The following is a 16403-nucleotide window of genomic DNA, read 5'->3' as shown; positions in this document are numbered from 1 at the left end:
TTACAGCAGCGGCTTGAGCGCGGTGAGGGCCTGATGTACGTCGGCGCGCGTGGTGTAGAGGTGGAAAGACGCCCGCAACCTCCCGCCGCGGACGGCCGCGCGGATGCCCGCGGCGGCGAACGCGTCCTCCGCTCCGGCGAGTGAGGTGCTGACGATCGCCGAGTTGGACGGCGGCAGGCCGAGGCCGGTGCGGAACTCGTTCGCCAACTCGAGGTTATGGCGGTTGATCGTCTCGACGCCGATCTGCTCGACCAGCTCGAGCGCCGGTGCCGCGCCGACGTAGCAGAACCACGACGGCGACTGGTCGAACCTGCGGGCGCTCTCAGCGAGCTCCATCCGGGACCCGTAGTACGAGCCGTGCACGTTCTGGCCGGCGTACCACCCGGCGGCCAACGGGCGGCAAAGCTCCTGGAGTCGCGGCGAGAGGTAGCCGAGCGTCGCGCCGCGCGGTGACATCAGCCACTTGTAGGTGTGGGCGACGAGCGCGTCGATTCCATCGACGCTGAGCGGCAGCCAGCCGAGTGCCTGGCTCGCGTCGATGACCACCAGCGCGCCGACTTCCTTGCTGGCGGCAACGACTGCGGGCAGGTCGAGGACGGCGCCGGTCGACGACTGGACCGCGCTGACCGCGACCACGTCGACCCCGGGCCGGATCGCCGCGACGAGTTGATCACCCGGTACGGCGACCAGCTCGACGCCACGGTCCTCGTGCACCTTCCACGGGAAGACGTTCGAGGTGAACTCGACATCGTCGGTCAGCACGGTCGCACCGGCGGGCAACGCGCTCGCGATCGGCGCCAGCGCGGCCGAGACGGTGCTGCCCACGAACACATCGGCCGCATCTGCACCGACCAGCCGCGCGAACGACTCCCGGCTGCGCGTGGTCGACTCGTCCCACGGCTCCCAACTGGTCGCGCCGACCCGCCAGTCGGACAGCGCGGCCTGCAGCGCCTCCCAGGCGGGACGCGGCGGCAACCCGTACGACGCCGTGTTCAGCCAGCCCGGCTCCGGATCCCACAACCCGTCGAACTCCACGCCCCCACCCTACGCACCCCACCTTGAGAACCCACCAACCACTTTTCGGCCCGCGAAATGGTTGGTGGGTTCTCAAGGTGCGGCTTGACCTAGATAGCGCTCTAGCTTCTAGCGTTGCGGGCATCAGATAGGGCTAAGGAGTTGCAGATGCGTTATCGCACGCTGGGTGGGACGGGGATCGAGGTCAGTGCACACTGCCTCGGGACGATGATGTTCGGTGCGGTCGGCAACCCCGACCACGAGGACAGTGTCCGTATCATCCACGCCGCCCTCGACCAGGGCATCAATTTCGTCGACACCGCGGACATGTACTCCCGCGGCGAGTCCGAGGAGATCGTCGGCAAGGCGCTCAAGGGCCGCCGGGACGACGTCGTACTGGCGACCAAGGTGCACTTCCCGATGGGTGAGGGGCGCAACCGCGGCGGGAACTCGCGGCGGTGGATCGTCCAGGAGGTGGAGAACAGCCTGCGCCGGCTCGACACCGACTGGATCGACCTGTACCAGATCCACCGGCCCGACTACAGCACCGACATCGAGGAGACGCTGTGGGTGCTGACCGATCTGGTCAGCCAGGGGAAGATCCGGGCGTTCGGCAGCTCGACGTTCCCGGCCGAAGACATCGTGAACGCGTACCACGTCGCGGAACGGCGTGGTTACGGGAAGTTCCGGACCGAGCAACCGCCGTACTCGCTGATCAGCCGGGGCATCGAGCGGTCGCTGCTGCCGACGACGCATCGGCTGGGCATGGGGGTGCTGACCTGGAGTCCGCTGGCGTCGGGGTTCCTGTCCGGCAGGGTGCGCAAGGACCAGCCGGTCGACCTGACCACCGGACGGGCCGCGCTCACGCCGTTCCGCTTCGATCCGACGATCCCGGGCAACGCGGCGAAGTTCGACGCGGTCGAGCAACTGATCGAGGTTGCCGAGGGCATCGGGTGCACACTGCCGGAGCTGGCCCTGGCGTTCGTCACCACCCACCCGGCGGTCACGTCAGTGATCAGCGGGCCACGCACGATGGAGCAGCTGGACGGCCTGCTGAAGGGCGCCGACCTGACGCTGGACGATGCCACCCTCGACCGCATCGACGAAATCGTCCCGCCGGGCACAGACCTCTACCACCCGGACGGCGCCTGGCAACCCCCCTCCCTCACCACCCCCACCCTCCGTCGGCGCCCCCCGGCCGACCGCTGACCCCTGAGGACTTTTCAAACGGTGCGGATCGGGCACCGGGAAGGAGATCGGAACCGAGAGAAGAGTGAGGACAATGGCATTGCCGCAGTCCATCCGCAACGCCGCGGAGCCCTGGACAGCGAAGGAACTACGCAAACTGAAGGAGCTGGCCGCCGACAACCTGCCACCCTCGGTGATAGGAATGCGCCTCGGCCGCCCGGAACCGGCGGTTCTGAACAAGGCGCTCCAGCTCGGCATCCCGATCCTGCCGCTGAACCGTCCGCCGTACGGCGTCTAGGCCGTGTCTGACGGTCCAGGGCCGTAGCGAGCAGGTGCTCGGTGCGGTAGCTCGGCGTGCTGGAGCGAAGGTCTCGATGTGGTTCCATCGTGGCCTTTGCTCCAGTGCGGCGAGGTGCCGTGCCGAGTGCCGCGCAGTAGGCGAGGGACCGTCAGACACGGCCTAGCCGCGGCACAGCGGACCCAGCGCCACCGCGCCGGCCACGGTGCAACTCAGTGCGGAGACGGCGAGGATCGTCGCCGGCGGTACGTGATCGACGGCGAGGGCACCCACCGCGGCGCCGAGCGGGAACGCGATCGACAGCAAGGCACGTTGGGTGCCGAACATCGCACCGTGGCTGGCCGGATCCGCCCAGCGTTGCAGTGCGGTCGCCTCGATCGCGGAGTACGGCCCCCAGACCGCGCCCGAGAGAAGGAAGATCGCGGCGGCGGGCGGCAGACTGTCGGTGAGCACGATCGGCAAGGTGACGAGTCCCCACACGATCGCGCCACCGGCGTTCACCAGGCCAGGCCGCCGCCCCGCCAGCCAAGGTGCCAGCGGCAAGGTGGCCAGCGCGGCCGCTCCGAACAGAACCCAGAGGAGCGTGTAACCACCAACCCCGCTGTGCAACTGCTCCCGGGTGAAGTACGGCAGCACGGTGTCGAACGGCCCGTACGTGAAGTAGTACGCCACCGACAAACCGATCAGCCCGACCACCCGACCCGACGCCCAACCGCTCCGGGCCTCGGCGGATCGACGTACGCCGGTACGACGAGGCAGCCGTACGGCGATCGCGACAACGCCGAGCAACAGCGCGAGTGGCACCAGAAAGGCACGCCCGGGCCCGAGCAGGGCGATCGCCGGACCAGCCGCCGCGGCACCGAGCAGCATCGGCAACTGATCACCCAACCCCAGCAAGGCATTTGCCCTGGGCAACAGGTCGTCATCCACGAGTCGCGGCACCAACGTCCGGGCGGCCGCGTAGCTCAGCGGTGTCGTCGCCCCCGCCACCGCACAAAGACCGAGCACGATCCAGATCGAGAACTGTTGCTGCCACCCGGCCACCACCAGCGCGGCCATGAGTACGGCGCGGACGATGGCGTCGAGGATCATCATCCGCACCGGCCCGAAGCGATCCACCGCCCGACCACCGACAATGCCACCGGCCACTGTGGGCAAGCGGATTGCCACGATCAGCAAGGCGGTCTGAGCACCCGACCAGCCTTGCGGCTCGGCGATCCAGAGCAGCACGAACAGCAGGAAACTGTCAGCCGTCGAGGCGAGCGTCCAGGCGGCCGCCAGGCTGACGAGTGGCTTGCGGGTCATGAAGACTTGCCCACCGACTCGTCCACCGGGCACTCGGTGCAGACTGGCCAGTTGCAGAGCCGGCAGGTCGTGTCGGCCTCGGACCGCGCGCGAGCGGTTCGCCGCAACGAAGTGGCCAGCAGGTCGTTGAACCGGCGTCGCTCGGCGGGCGTCAATCCGCCCAGCACCTCGCGGCCGGCCTGGTCCCGGGCGGCGTTCCAGGTCTCGAGGAGTTCCGTACCGGCTGTGGTCAGGCCGAGTTCGAGAACCCGGCCGCGACGGGCGCGGACGACGTACCCGAGTCTTTCCAGGCGGTCGATCAGGCGGACGGTGCCGGACTGGGTGAGGCCGATCCGGTTCCACAACCAGTCGGCCGAGCAGCCGTCGTGGCTGGCGATCAGGGTCAGCGCCGCGAGGTCGCGCAAGGTGAGGCCCGGCGGCGCCGTCGCGGTGAGCGCCGCCGAGAGCGCGTCGTGACTTCGCAGGGTCCAGGCGGCCCAGACATTCGACTCAGACATGATTCAGTCATATGACTCGCTCATATATTTGCGCCAGCCCGGGCGTGTCGTCCGCGTGCATTACGGTGTGTGTGGAACTCGGGACCGGTGACCCAGGAGGTGACGCCGTGGCAGTGACGATGCGGGATGTGGCCCGGCACGCCGGGGTGTCGCCGAAGACGGTGTCGAACGTGATGAACGGCTACCCGTACATCCGCGAGGAGACCCGGATCAAGGTGCTCGCCTCGATCGATGCCCTCGGTTACCAGCTGAACATCTCGGCCCGCAACCTCAAGTCCGGCCGGACCGGCATCATCGGCCTCGCCGTCCCCGAGCTCAGCCTGCCGTACTTCGGCGAGCTCGCCGACGCGGTGATCGAGGCGGCCGACCAGCACGGCCTGACCGTGATGATCGAGCAGACCGGCGCGGACCGTGACCGCGAGCTGACCGTGCTCAACCGGCCCCGCGGCCACCTGGTCGACGGACTGCTCTACAGCCCGCTCGGCCTCGGTCAGGAAGACATCGGCCAGCTCACCACGAACACGCCGATGGTGCTGCTCGGCGAGCGCATCTTTCACAGCCCGGTCGACCACGTGATGATCGACAACGTGGCCGGCACCAAGGCCGCCGTCGACCACCTGCTGCAGCTCGGCCGTCGCCGGATCGCGGTCCTCGGCGTCCACCCGGACGAGAAGGTCGGCACCGCCGCCATCCGGTACGGCGCGTATGCGGCCAGCCTCGCCGAGCACGACGTACCGGTGCCGGAGGAGCTCGCGCTGCCCGCCGGGAGGTGGCACCGGTCGACCGGAGCCGAGGCGATGGAGCGGCTGCTCGCCTCCGGGGCCACGTTCGACGCCGTACTGGGCCTGAACGACACGCTCGCGCTCGGTGCCGTCCGGGTGCTGACCCGGAACGGGTACCGGATTCCGGACGACGTAGCGGTGGCGGGCTTCGACAACATCGACGAGACGAAGTACAGCACCCCCACGCTGACCACGGTCGATCCCGGCCGGGCGCAGATCGCCCGGAAAGCGGTCGAGCTGCTGGTCAAGCGGATGGCCGGCGACGACTTCGAGCACGAGGAGATCGTCGCGCCGTACGAGCTGCACGTGCGCGAATCCACCGTCGGCTGACCGGTCACACAAAGCCACCGGCCCTGAAGGGTTGACCGTCGCGGACCACCCGGGCATCATCTCTTCACCGATGTAGTACACCGATGTAAAAGCATGCGCCGGACGCCCATACCTGGGGTCGGCGCGGCGGTCACGCACGCCCGAATTCGTGCTCCACCCCCGCCAGGAGGACACGCAGATGCTTGAACCCCCAACCCTGTCTCGCCGAACAGTCCTGGGTGGACTGGTCGGCGCACTCGCCCTCAGCGGCTGCGGCAGCCTGGGCGCCAAACCGCGAGTCCGAGAATGGAACCTGTTCGGCGGTGGCGACGGCGCCCGCCTGCTGCAGATCCATCAGCAGTACGTCGCCGAGCACCCGGACGTCCGGTTCGAGGCGCACACCCTGGCCTGGGGCCCGCCGTTCTACACCAAGCTGGCGATGTCCGCGGCCGGCGGCCGGGCGCCCGAGGTGGCAACCCTTCACTTGTCCCGGCTGAAGGGTTTCAGCCCGAGCACCATGCTCGACCCGATCCCGGTCGACCTGCTGAACGAGGCCGGCATTCGCGAGGAGGACTTCCTGCCCGCGACCTGGAACCGCTGCGTGGTCGACGGGAAGCTGTACGCCGTACCGCTGGACCAGCACCCGTTCGTCCTCTACTACAACACCGAGATCTGCCAGAAGGCCGGACTGCTCGGACCGGACGGCAGGATCAAGCCGGTCAAAGGTGTGGACGCGTTCCTCGACATGCTCAAAGCGGTCAAGGAGACCACCGGCAAGTTCGGCGCCTCGGTCGAGACCACGAACCCGTGGCGGCTGTGGTGGACCCTCTACGGACAGCTCGAGGGGAAGTTCTTCAGCGACGACGGCAAGCAACTGGTGCTCGACGACGCCAAGGCGCTGGAAGCCCTTGAACTGATGGCGAAACTCGCCGCCGACGGGCTCACCCCGAAGTCGTCGAACTACCCGGCCCTGGTCGCCCAGTTCACCAACGGTGACGCGGGCCTGAGTTTCAACGGGGAGTGGGAGGTGACGACGTACCAGACCGCGAAGATGCCGTTCAGCATGGCGCCGTTCCCGGTCGTGTACGACGTACCGAAGTACGCCGGTGACGCGCACACGTTCGTGTTGCCGCACCAGTCGAACCGGAACGACGACGACACGAAGGCGACGATCGAGTACATCGCCTGGATGCTCAAGCACAGCGCGGACTGGGCCGCAGGCGGCCACATTCCGGCGTACCAGCCGGTGGTGAAGAGCCAGGACTACCTGAACCTGAAGCCGCAGGCGGAGTACCGCAGTGTCGCCCCGGACGTGCTGTACGACCCGGACGCGTGGTTCAGCGGCTCCGGCGCCCAGCTGCAGAACGAGGCCGGCGCCGCCTTCAGCGGTGTGTTCTCCGGCCAGGCGACGCCGAAGGCCGCGCTCGCGCAGTTCAAGGCCGCCACCCAGACGCTGCTCGACACCCCGTCCCCGGTCTGAAAGGAGGTCAACCCATGGCTCTGCTTTTGGCCGGGCCTCCGGCACCGGCGTGGTCCTGGGGCGTTGGCTCCCGGCCTTCCCTCGTCACTCCAGTCGCTGCGCTCCCTGCGCTCCTCAGTCCAGGCCGGGAGGCCCCATGACCGTGCAGACACCACCTCGCGTAACACCTGGTACGCCGTCCACCGCGGTGAAACCGGAGACCGGGCAGCCGTGGAAGGAACGTTGGGCGGGACTGTTCTTCGTCGCGCCGTTCCTGCTGCTGTTCGCGGTCTTCCTGGTCTGGCCGACACTTTCCGGCCTCTGGAACAGTTTCTTCAACGCCAGTCTCGCCGGAGTGCAGCAGGAGTTCCTCGGCTTGCAGAACTGGCGGGAGATGTTCGGCGACCCGGCCGTCTGGTCGTCGCTGAAGAACACCCTCGTCTTCACCGCGATGAGCACTCCGCCCCTGGTGATCATCGCGCTCGTGATGGCCTTGCTCGCCAACCGTAGAGGTCTGCTCGGCTGGCTGCTGCGGTTCTCGTACTTCGCTCCGTTCGTGTTGCCCGCGACCGTCGTGACCCTGATCTGGGTGTGGATCTACCAGCCCGGGTTCGGCCTGGTGAACGGTCTGCTGACGGCCGGCGGGTTCGCCGAGATCGACTGGCTGAACACCGACAACCGGGCGATGCTGGCAGTGGTGATCACGACCGTCTGGTGGACCGTCGGGTTCAACTTCCTGCTCTATCTGGCCGCCCTGCAAGGGATTCCGGCCCAGGTCTACGAGGCGGCCGCGATCGACGGCGCGAACGGGCGGCAGAAGCTGTTCCGGATCACGCTGCCGCTGCTCAGCCGGACCACCGGGCTGATCATCGTCCTGCAACTGGTGGCGTCGCTGAAGATCTTCGACCAGATCTACCTGATGACCAACGGCGGCCCGAACTACGCGACCCGGCCGATCATCCAGTACATCTACCAGAACGGCTTCACCAACTACCGGATCGGTTACGCGTCGGCGATCTCGTACATGTTCTTCGCGATCATCGTGATCGTCTCGGTACTGCAGTTCAAACTGTTCTCCGGCCGGAAGGAGGGCGTGTGATGGCGACCGCTACCATTCCCGCGGCAACAAGGTCCGGCCCGGTCGAGCCCCGCTGGAGCTTCCCCAAGGTGGCGAGCGTCGTCGGGGCGGTGATCCTCGCCCTGGTCTGGCTGGTGCCGTTGCTCTGGGCCCTGGACACCTCACTCAAACCCGAGCCGGAAACCACCCGGGCGCCGATCACCTGGTTGCCTGAAGCACCGACCCTCGGCGCGTACCAGAGTGTGATCGACCAGGGTGACCTGATCCGCTGGTTCCTGAACAGCACGATCGTGTCGGTGCTGGTGACGGCACTGACCCTGCTGGTCTCGGTGCTGGCGGCGTACGGGTTCTCCCGGACCGACTTCCCCGGCCGGCGGGCGCTGTTCGCGTTGATGATCGCGGGCATCCTGGTCCCGCCGCAGGTGCTGATCGTGCCGCTGTTCCAGGAGATGACCGGGCTCGGCCTGGTCGACACCTACTGGGGCATCGTGCTGCCGCAGGTGGTCGCGCCGGTGATGGTGTTCGTGCTGAAGAAGTTCTTCGACGGCATCTCCCGCGACTACGAGGACGCCGCCCGGGTGGACGGCGCGACCCGGTGGCGGATCGTCTGGAGCGTGATGGTGCCGATGTCGCGGCCGATTCTCGTTGCCGTCGGCATCTTCACCTTCATCGGGGCCTGGAACAACTTCCTCTGGCCGTTCATCGTCACCACCGACCCGTCGATGATGACGATTCCGGTCGGGCTCGCCAACGTGCAGGGCTCGTACGGCCTGCGCTACGCCCAGATCATGGCCTCGGCGGTCCTCGGCGGGCTCCCGCTGCTGATCGTCTACGCCCTGTTCCAGCGGCACGTCGTCCGCGGCGTCGGCGACGCCGGGATCAAGGGATGAGGCGCCTCGCCGCGCTGGCCGCGGCCGTGCTCCTCGTCCTCAGCTCCACCGCGGGCGCCACACCGAAGGATTCACCCGCGCTGAGCGGCGACCTGCGCACGCACGACCCGGCGCTGATCAAAGCCGGCCGGACGTGGTACGTCTTCTCGACCGGCGACCCGGCCGTTGCCGGCGGCACCATTCAGGTACGGCGATCGTCGGACGGACGGCACTGGACCACAGCCGGCACCGTCTTCGACGCCATCCCCGGATGGCTGCAGACAGAGGTCCCGGGGGTGTCGAACCTCTGGGCTCCCGAGGTGATCGAGCACGACGGCACCTACTACCTCTACTACTCCGCCTCCACCTTCGGCTCGAACCGATCGGTGATCGCGCTGGCGACCAACACCACCTTGGATCCCGGTGATCCGTCGTACCGCTGGGTCGACCGGGGTCTGGTGCACCGCTCGGTGCCGACCGACGACTACAACGCGATCGACCCCGGTGTCGTGGTGGATCGCGCGGGGACGCCGTGGATGGCGTTCGGGTCGTTCTGGAGCGGCATCCGGATGGTCAGGCTGCAGTGGCCGTCCGGGCTGGCCGTCCCCGGTCAGGGCGAACCGCTCCGGCTGGCCGACCGGCGCGTCCCGCCCAACGCGATCGAGGCGCCGTACATCGTCCGGCGCGGCGACTGGTACTACCTGTTCGTCTCGTTCGACTTCTGCTGCCGTGGCTCGGACAGCACGTACAAGATCGCGGTCGGCCGTTCGCGCGCCGTCACCGGTCCGTACGTCGACCGGCTCGGCACGCCGCTGCTGCAAGGAGGCGGCACGGTGATCCTGTCCGGTTCCGGCTCGATGGCCGGTCCCGGCGGCCAGTCCGTGTACGACGGCTGGCTGGCCCATCACTACTACGACGTCGATGCCGGTGGCGACTTCCGCCTCGGCCTGCGGCGGATCCACTGGGGGCCGGACGGCTGGCCCCGGATCACCTGAACCCAGCAATTCGTCACGACAGGAGCAACCTGGTGCCCGCTGCCAACATCAACCTCGACCCCGCGTTCACGATCGCGCCCGTGAATCGGCGTACCTTCGGGACGTTCGTCGAGCACATGGGCCGGTGTGTCTACACCGGCATCTACGAGCCCGGCCACGCCACCGCGGACGAGGACGGCTTCCGCAAGGACGTCCTCGAGCTGACCCGCGAGCTCGGGGTGTCGGTGGTCCGCTACCCCGGCGGCAACTTCGTCTCCGGTTACCGCTGGGAGGACGGCGTCGGCCCGCGTGAGGGCCGGCCGCGCCGGCTCGACCTGGCCTGGCACAGCGTCGAGACGAACGAGTTCGGCCTGGACGAGTTCATCCGCTGGTGCGCCAAGGCCGGGGTCGAGCCGATGATGGCGATCAACCTCGGCACCCGTGGCGTTCAGGAGGCGCTCGACCTGCAGGAGTACGCCAACCACCCCGGCGGCACCGCCTTGTCCGACCTGCGCGAGCAGCACGGCGCATCGCCGTACGGAATCAAGCTGTGGTGCCTGGGCAACGAGATGGACGGGCCCTGGCAGATCGGGCACAAGACGGCGGAGGAGTACGGGCGCCTGGCCGCCGAGACCGCGCGGGCGATGCGGATGATCGAGTCCGACCTGCAGCTGGTCGCGTGCGGATCGTCCTCGTCGGCGATGCCGACCTTCGGCAGCTGGGAGCAGACCGTCCTGCGGGAGACGTACGACTTCGTCGATTACATCTCCTGTCACGCGTACTACGGCAACGACGACGGCGACACCGCGTCGTTCCTGGGCTCGGCCGTCAACATGGACCGCTTCATCGAGGCGGTGGTGGCGACCGCGGACGCCGTCGGCGCGGAGAAGAAGAGCACGAAGAAGATCGACATCTCCTTCGACGAGTGGAACGTCTGGTACGGCAAGCGGTCCCAGCGCACCGACGAGGCCGGGGACGGCTGGGAGGTCGCACCGCGACGCATCGAGGACGAGTACAACGTCACCGATGCCGTTGTCGTCGGCAACCTGCTGATCTCGCTGCTGCGGCACAGCGACCGGGTCGGCGTCGCCTGCCTGGCCCAGCTGGCGAACGTGATCGCGCCGATCATGACCGAGCGCGGCGGCCCGGCCTGGCGGCAGCCCACCTTCCACCCGTTCGCGATCACGTCCCGGCTCGCGGCCGGTCAGGTCCTGCGGCTGGAGACCGACTCGCCGACGGTCAGCACCACCAAGTACGGCGACATCACGGCGGTCGACGCGGTGGCGACGTACGACGAGGGCAAGCTGTCGGTGTTCCTGGTCAACCGGTCGACCGAGGGCCCGGTCGAGGTCACCGTCGACGTCAGCCGCGCCGGGGTCACCACCGTCGCCGAAGCCTTGATCGTGCACGACGAAGACGGTCTGGCCACGAACTCGGCGGACCACCCCGACCGCGTCACCCCCCAGCCGGCCGAGGCCAAGCTGGAGGACGGCAAGCTGACCATCACCCTCCCGGCGATCAGCTGGGCCGCCCTCAGCCTGTCGACCGACTGACAGTGCGGTGCCAGACTGGGTGGCTGTGGCCACCCAGTCTGACCTCGCCGAGACCTCGAGGATCGAGGCCTTCAGCGACGGGGTCTTCGCGATCGCGATCACCTTGCTCGTCCTCGAGCTGCACATCCCCGAGACCGAGCCGGGTGAGCGGTTGTGGCCGGCCCTGGTCAAGGAGTGGCCGCAGTTCGGCGCGTACCTGACCAGCTTCGCGATCCTCGGCATCATGTGGGTCAACCACCACTCGATGTTCCGGCAGATCCAGCGGGCCGATCGCGGGCTGATGTTCCTCAACCTGTTGTTGCTGCTGTGGACCGCCTTGCTGCCGTTCCCGACCAGTCTGTTCGCCGAGTACCTGCGCGACGACACGATCGACGCGCACGTCGCGGCGGCGGTCTACAGCACGAACCTCACCCTCGCGGCGATCGCCTTCAGCCTGATCTGGTGGCATGTGTTGCGTAGCCATCTGGTCGACCACCAGCTGACGCCGTCCCAGCAGCGGGCGTCGGTGCTGCGCTATTCCGTCGGTACGGCGTTCTACGCGGCCTGTATCGGGCTGTCGTTCGTCTCCGCGCCGGTCACCTTGCTCGTGCAGTTCCTGCTCGCCCTGTACTACGGCTTCGAGCAGCTCAGGACTCGCGCTTGAAGTGGGTCACGGTGATGCCCGGGGCGATCTCGAGGCGACCGCTCTCGCGGTAGCCGCGGGACTTGTAGAGGTTGACGGCCGGGGTGTTGGCGGTCCCCGTCGAGACGACGCTGGTCTGGCGGGGTTCCACGGTGTCGAGGTGATCGAGGAGCGCGCGACCGTGGCCGCGACGGGCGTTCGCCGGGTCGACGATCAGGCGGGTGATGTCGACCGTTGCGTCGTCGGGGAACTCATAGGCGACCGCGCCGACGAGGACGTCAGCGTCGTACCGGCCGAGCCAGTGTTCGGTGGACGACATCAGGCCCTCGAGGTCCTCCTGGAGTGGCGGGATGCCGTCGAAGCCGATCAGCTCGGCCTCGACGGCGTACGCGCGGTGCTGGATCTCCAGCAGCCGTTCGGCCAGGGCGCGGTCGGTGACATCGAGGGGCCTGATCACGCGGGCCAGATTACGTCAGGCTGCCTTCCAGTAGCCGAGCGCTTTGACCCGATGCTTCGGAACGGCGAGATCCTTCTGGACGTACGACGACAGCGCCCGGGTGGTGGCGGTGTCGCAGGCGATCCAGACGCAGGCGCCGGCCGGGTCGCCGATGAACTTCGGCAGCTCGGCCTTCACGCCCTCGACCAGCTCCGTGCGGGGAACGGTCCGCAGTTCGTGGTGCTCCGGATCGATCCGGAAAGGCAGTTCGTGATCGACGTCAGCCGTGGTCTCGAACCAGATGGTCGCGGGCAGCTCCGGCGCGCCCGCGAGCAGTGAGTTGATCGCCGGCAGCGAGGCCGGGTCGCCGATCACCAGCATCCGCTCCGGCAGCGGGTCCGGCGCCTCGAACCCGGTCCCCTGCACGGTCGCCTCGATCGTGTCCCCCGGCTCGGCCTTGCGGGACCAGTCGCTCGCGCACCCGTCGTGCAGCGCGAACTCGAGGCTGAAGGTGCCCTTGGAGGGATCCGGGTCGACCAGCGTGTACGCCCGCTGATGCGGCTTGCCCGCGTTTTCGAACCACAACCGCACCCACATCGTCGGGCGTACGCCGACTGCCTCGAGCAATCCACCGTCGGAGAAGTGCACCCGGCGGTAGCGCTCAGTGATCTGTTCGGCACCGGTCACGGTGAAGATGAAGTCCTTCCCGCGGAACAGCTTGAGCACCACGTGTTCCCAGCCACGCCCCACGACGATTCCTCCAGCACAATGGGCCATTGCGGCCGACAATCCTGACTTGTAAGTTAGCCCAGCCTAACCTAACTGAAGCGAGGACAGTAGTGAACGCTCGGGTCTTCCGGGACGCGTACGGCGTACCGCACCTGCAAGCTGGAGACCCATTGGCGCTCGTCTACCTGCAAGGCCTCAACGCCGCCCAGGACCGCGCCTGGCAGCTCGAGTTGGAGCGCCGCCGCTTCCTGGGGACGTCGGCAGCTTTCCTCGGACCCGAAGCGGCGCCCTGGGACGTGCTCGCGCGGCAGGCACGACTCGCCGACACCGCGCAACGCTGCTTCGAGGCGCTCGACGACGAGACCCGCGAGTGGATCACGGCCTACGTCGAGGGCGTCAACCACGCGCTGCCGATCGGAGCCGCCCGGGCGCCCGAGTTCGCGGAGACCGGACTGACGTTGCAGGAGTGGGAGCCGTGGGCGCCGCTCGGGATCTGGCTCGCCGTCCACATCCTGTTCGCCGGTTTCCCGTCGAAGCTGTGGCGGACGCACGTCGCCCGCCACCTCGGTGACGAGGCGATCGAGCTGTTCTCCTCGGAGGGTCCACGCACGGCCGGGAGCAACGGGTGGATGATCCCCGGCTCGCTGACCACCTCGGGCCAGGCGATCATCGCCGGCGACCCGCACCGGTTCATCGAGAGCCCGGGCATCTATCAGCAACTCCGGCTGACCTGCCCGGAGTACGACGTCCTCGGTCTCGCCGTACCGGGAATCCCGGGGATCGCGCACTTCGGCCACACCGGCACGGTCGCCTGGGCGATCACCAACGCGATGTCGGACTACCAGGACCTGTACGCCGAGCAGCTCCGGCGGACCGGATCTGTCGTGGAGGCGCTCGGTCCGGATGGCTGGAAGCCGGCCTCGGTGCATTCCGAGGTCGTCGAGGTGGCCGGTGCGGATCCGATCCAGATCGAGGTGATCGAGACCGACCGCGGACCGGTGATCATCGACGACGACGAGCAGACCGTCAGCCTGAGGTATCCACCACGGGTCACCGGGCGACTGGGCTTCGAGGTGCTGCCGAAGTTGCTGCGGGCAACCACCGTCGGCGATATCGACGCTGCGCTGGACACGTGGGTGGAGCCGGTCAACGTGGTCCTGGCTGCCGACACTTCCGGTGGCCTCCTTCACCGGACCGCCGGCCTGGTCCCGACTCGCCACCACTCGAACAAGCTGCGCGTCGTACCGGCATGGGAAGCGGATCACCAGTGGCAGGGCTCGTGGGAGCCGATGCCTCGGGCAACTGTCGACGGGCCGGCCGTGATGGCGAACGCTCGCGAGCTGGCGGCACCACTGGGTGTCGAGTTCGCGGCACCGCATCGGTCCCGGCGGATCGCTGAACTGCTGGCCGCGCGGCCGAGCTGGTCGGTCGAGGAGATGCCGACGATCCACACCGATGTCTATCTGGGCTCGGCAGCCAGTCTGCTGGATGTGCTTGCGGGCTTGGACAATCTCTCCACGGAGGCTGTTGCCCTACGCACCGAATTGCTCGACTGGGACCGGCGGATGGATGCGGCGAGCACCACCGCATCCTCGTACGCCGCGGTGCGCAAGGCGCTCGTGTCCCGGCTGGCCGACCACTTCGCCGTCCTGGAAGACGCTGCTGTTCCCGAGGTGTTCGTGCCGTGGATGGATCCGCTCACGCATACGTCGTACGCGTTGGAGAACCTTCTCGCTGCCGACTTGACGGAGGTGAACGTGGGTTGGCTGGCACGTGAGGCACTCGAGGAGGTTGCCGCGCGCGGGCCTCGACCGCCGTGGGGTGAGACCCATCAACTCTCGCCGCTGCACATGTTGCGTGGTCCGGTGTTCGCGCCGGGCGAGGAACCGTTCGACCTCGGGGTGTCCGGCGATCACCATTGCGTGATGTCGACGTCGAGTCTGCCCGGTCTGAGCGACGTGTGCGTCCGTGGTTCGGCGGCGCGTTATGCCTTTGACCTCGCGGACCGTTCGGCGAGTGGGTGGGTCGTCCCGCTGGGTGCGTCCGGCGTACTCGGGGATGCGCATCACCACGACCAGCTTCCGCTCTGGCTCCGCGGCGAACTGGCCCCGGTTGCGTCTTCGCTCACGCGCGAGGATCGCGGCTATGCCGGCGAGATGGCGGGCTTCGGCGCGGTACGGATCATCGAGGCCGATCCCGACCGCGACCTCGACCTGATCCACAGTTGGGTGACGGCCGAGCGTGCGTCCTTCTGGGGGATGGGGGATTTGTCCCGCGACGAGATCGCCGGGATCTATCGCTTCCTCGATTCGGTGCCGACGCATCACGTGTATGTCGTGTATCTGGACGACGTACCGATCGCTTTGTTGCAGACCTACGATCCGCAGGCCGATCCGGTCGGCGCGGTGTACGACATCCAGGCCGGCGATATCGGCCTGCACTTCCTGATCGCCCCCGGCGACCCCCGGCCCAACTTCACCGGCAACCTGCTCCGGGTCGTCGGCCAGTTCATCTTCGTCCACCTCGGCCACCCCCGTGTCGTCGTCGAACCCGACCTCCGCAACGACCGGGCCATCGACCGCTTCCACCGCACCGGCTTCGTCCTCGGCGCCGAAGCCAAGATCACCCACCCCGACGGCACCACCAAAACCGCCCAACTGGCCTTCCTCACCCGCGAGCGCTTCCTGAGCCTTCAGGAGTAGTACAACAACCTGCCACTGCTACCTGGCTGCGGCCTGTTCGTAGGTTTCGCGGACGATCTGCAGGCGGGCGCGCTGGAAGCGTCCGGGCTGCTCGTCGTACACCCGCCGGCCCTGCTCGGTCCAGAAGGCCTCCGCGGGTACGGCGTCCGCGTCGGCCGGAATGAATTTCAGGATCTCGCAGACGGATGCGGCCGCGATCGCCAGCGCCTCGGCCCGGGTCTCCGGATCGTCCGGAGGGAGCATGCTCGCGAGCTGGTCGGCGAGCTCGAGCCAGCGCCCGGGGTCGAGCAACTGGGACGGCTCGGGACCACCGAAGTTCGGATAGTCGCCCCCGGTCTCCCTCTCGGGCAACCCGAAGGAATACGTCCGCTCGGCACCACAGTCCGCACAGCTCGCGTCGTACACGCTCGCCAACTCACCGTCGACCACTCCGGTCCCGTGTTGCCAGTCCGCATCGGTCGACCCACACTCACACGGCGTCAAATCCAGAAACAACCGCGCCTCGTCCCGAGTCCTTGCCACCGGCAACATCACTCATCACTCCCAAGGGAATTCGTCATCGTCAAACGGCCGATTGCCTGTGGCTCC

16 protein-coding genes are annotated in these 16403 nt (G+C 68.0%); 10 read left to right on the top strand and 6 right to left on the bottom strand.

Translation table 11 applies throughout. From position 1 onward, the window contains the following. Entirely contained in the window at positions 1-1035 is a 1035-nt protein-coding gene (locus AB0F43_RS10550) for an aminotransferase class V-fold PLP-dependent enzyme (RefSeq protein ID WP_360473560.1), read from the bottom strand. Positions 1036-1182: 147 nt separating this feature from the next. Between AB0F43_RS10550 and AB0F43_RS10545 the strand changes: the two genes are divergently transcribed. Together AB0F43_RS10545 and AB0F43_RS10540 are read left to right on the top strand one after the other, a co-directional pair. Then, a complete protein-coding gene (locus tag AB0F43_RS10545) occupies positions 1183-2223 on the top strand; it encodes an aldo/keto reductase (RefSeq protein ID WP_360473558.1) in 1041 nt (346 codons plus the stop codon). A 73-nt stretch (positions 2224-2296) separates the two neighbouring features. Continuing rightward, complete coding sequence (locus AB0F43_RS10540; protein WP_360473556.1) at positions 2297-2500, top strand: hypothetical protein; 204 nt, start codon at positions 2297-2299, stop codon at positions 2498-2500. A gap of 162 nt (positions 2501-2662) precedes the next feature. Here AB0F43_RS10540 and AB0F43_RS10535 read toward each other — a convergent pair whose 3' ends face one another. Next, positions 2663-3805, bottom strand: coding sequence for an MFS transporter (locus AB0F43_RS10535; protein WP_360473554.1), 1143 nt, complete (start codon positions 3803-3805; stop codon positions 2663-2665). Next, positions 3802-4302 carry a MarR family winged helix-turn-helix transcriptional regulator gene (locus AB0F43_RS10530; RefSeq protein ID WP_360473552.1) on the bottom strand — a complete coding sequence of 167 codons (501 nt, stop codon included), beginning with the start codon at positions 4300-4302 and terminating at the stop codon, positions 3802-3804. The genes AB0F43_RS10535 and AB0F43_RS10530 overlap by 4 nt, the downstream gene beginning before the upstream one ends. A gap of 107 nt (positions 4303-4409) precedes the next feature. Here AB0F43_RS10530 and AB0F43_RS10525 point away from each other — a divergent pair, with 107 nt between their 5' ends. From AB0F43_RS10525 to AB0F43_RS10495, 7 genes are all read left to right on the top strand, one after another. Beyond that, the gene (locus AB0F43_RS10525) at positions 4410-5414 is read left to right on the top strand and encodes a LacI family DNA-binding transcriptional regulator (protein WP_360473550.1); all 1005 of its coding nucleotides are present in this window, start codon (positions 4410-4412) and stop codon (positions 5412-5414) included. A 178-nt stretch (positions 5415-5592) separates the two neighbouring features. Then, the gene (locus AB0F43_RS10520; RefSeq protein WP_360473549.1) at positions 5593-6873 is read left to right on the top strand and encodes an extracellular solute-binding protein; all 1281 of its coding nucleotides are present in this window, start codon (positions 5593-5595) and stop codon (positions 6871-6873) included. A gap of 136 nt (positions 6874-7009) precedes the next feature. Continuing rightward, positions 7010-7951 carry a sugar ABC transporter permease gene (locus AB0F43_RS10515; protein WP_360473547.1) on the top strand — a complete coding sequence of 314 codons (942 nt, stop codon included), beginning with the start codon at positions 7010-7012 and terminating at the stop codon, positions 7949-7951. Beyond that, positions 7951-8820 carry a carbohydrate ABC transporter permease gene (locus AB0F43_RS10510; protein WP_360473545.1) on the top strand — a complete coding sequence of 290 codons (870 nt, stop codon included), beginning with the start codon at positions 7951-7953 and terminating at the stop codon, positions 8818-8820. The genes AB0F43_RS10515 and AB0F43_RS10510 overlap by 1 nt, the downstream gene beginning before the upstream one ends. Beyond that, positions 8817-9794: an arabinan endo-1,5-alpha-L-arabinosidase gene (locus tag AB0F43_RS10505; protein WP_360473543.1), complete on the top strand. Its 978-nt coding sequence runs from the start codon at positions 8817-8819 to the stop codon at positions 9792-9794. The genes AB0F43_RS10510 and AB0F43_RS10505 overlap by 4 nt, the downstream gene beginning before the upstream one ends. A 32-nt stretch (positions 9795-9826) precedes the next feature. Beyond that, positions 9827-11326 (top strand): alpha-N-arabinofuranosidase, encoded by a 1500-nt coding sequence (locus tag AB0F43_RS10500; protein ID WP_360473541.1) that lies wholly within the window; start codon positions 9827-9829, stop codon positions 11324-11326. A gap of 25 nt (positions 11327-11351) precedes the next feature. Next, complete coding sequence (locus AB0F43_RS10495) at positions 11352-11969, top strand: TMEM175 family protein (protein WP_360473539.1); 618 nt, start codon at positions 11352-11354, stop codon at positions 11967-11969. Here AB0F43_RS10495 and AB0F43_RS10490 read toward each other — a convergent pair. Together AB0F43_RS10490 and AB0F43_RS10485 are read right to left on the bottom strand one after the other, a co-directional pair. Beyond that, entirely contained in the window at positions 11953-12405 is a 453-nt protein-coding gene (locus tag AB0F43_RS10490; protein ID WP_360473537.1) for a GNAT family N-acetyltransferase, read from the bottom strand. The two genes, AB0F43_RS10495 and AB0F43_RS10490, sit on opposite strands and share 17 nt — an antisense overlap. 15 nt (positions 12406-12420) lie before the next feature. After that, a complete protein-coding gene (locus tag AB0F43_RS10485) occupies positions 12421-13134 on the bottom strand; it encodes a siderophore-interacting protein (protein ID WP_360473535.1) in 714 nt (237 codons plus the stop codon). Between the two features lie 89 nt (positions 13135-13223). Here AB0F43_RS10485 and AB0F43_RS10480 point away from each other — a divergent pair, with 89 nt between their 5' ends. After that, positions 13224-15815, top strand: a complete 2592-nt coding sequence (locus AB0F43_RS10480; protein ID WP_360473533.1) for a GNAT family N-acetyltransferase — start codon at positions 13224-13226, stop codon at positions 15813-15815. A gap of 18 nt (positions 15816-15833) precedes the next feature. On the opposite strand, the gene AB0F43_RS10475 is transcribed toward AB0F43_RS10480, so the two are convergent. Continuing rightward, positions 15834-16346 (bottom strand): hypothetical protein, encoded by a 513-nt coding sequence (locus AB0F43_RS10475; RefSeq protein ID WP_360474507.1) that lies wholly within the window; start codon positions 16344-16346, stop codon positions 15834-15836. Positions 16347-16403 lie beyond the last annotated feature (57 nt).

The sequence above is a fragment of the Kribbella sp. NPDC023972 genome, from assembly GCF_040639075.1.
In the GTDB taxonomy this organism is placed as follows: domain Bacteria; phylum Actinomycetota; class Actinomycetes; order Propionibacteriales; family Kribbellaceae; genus Kribbella.
This window is presented reverse-complemented; position numbering and strand designations above follow the sequence as displayed.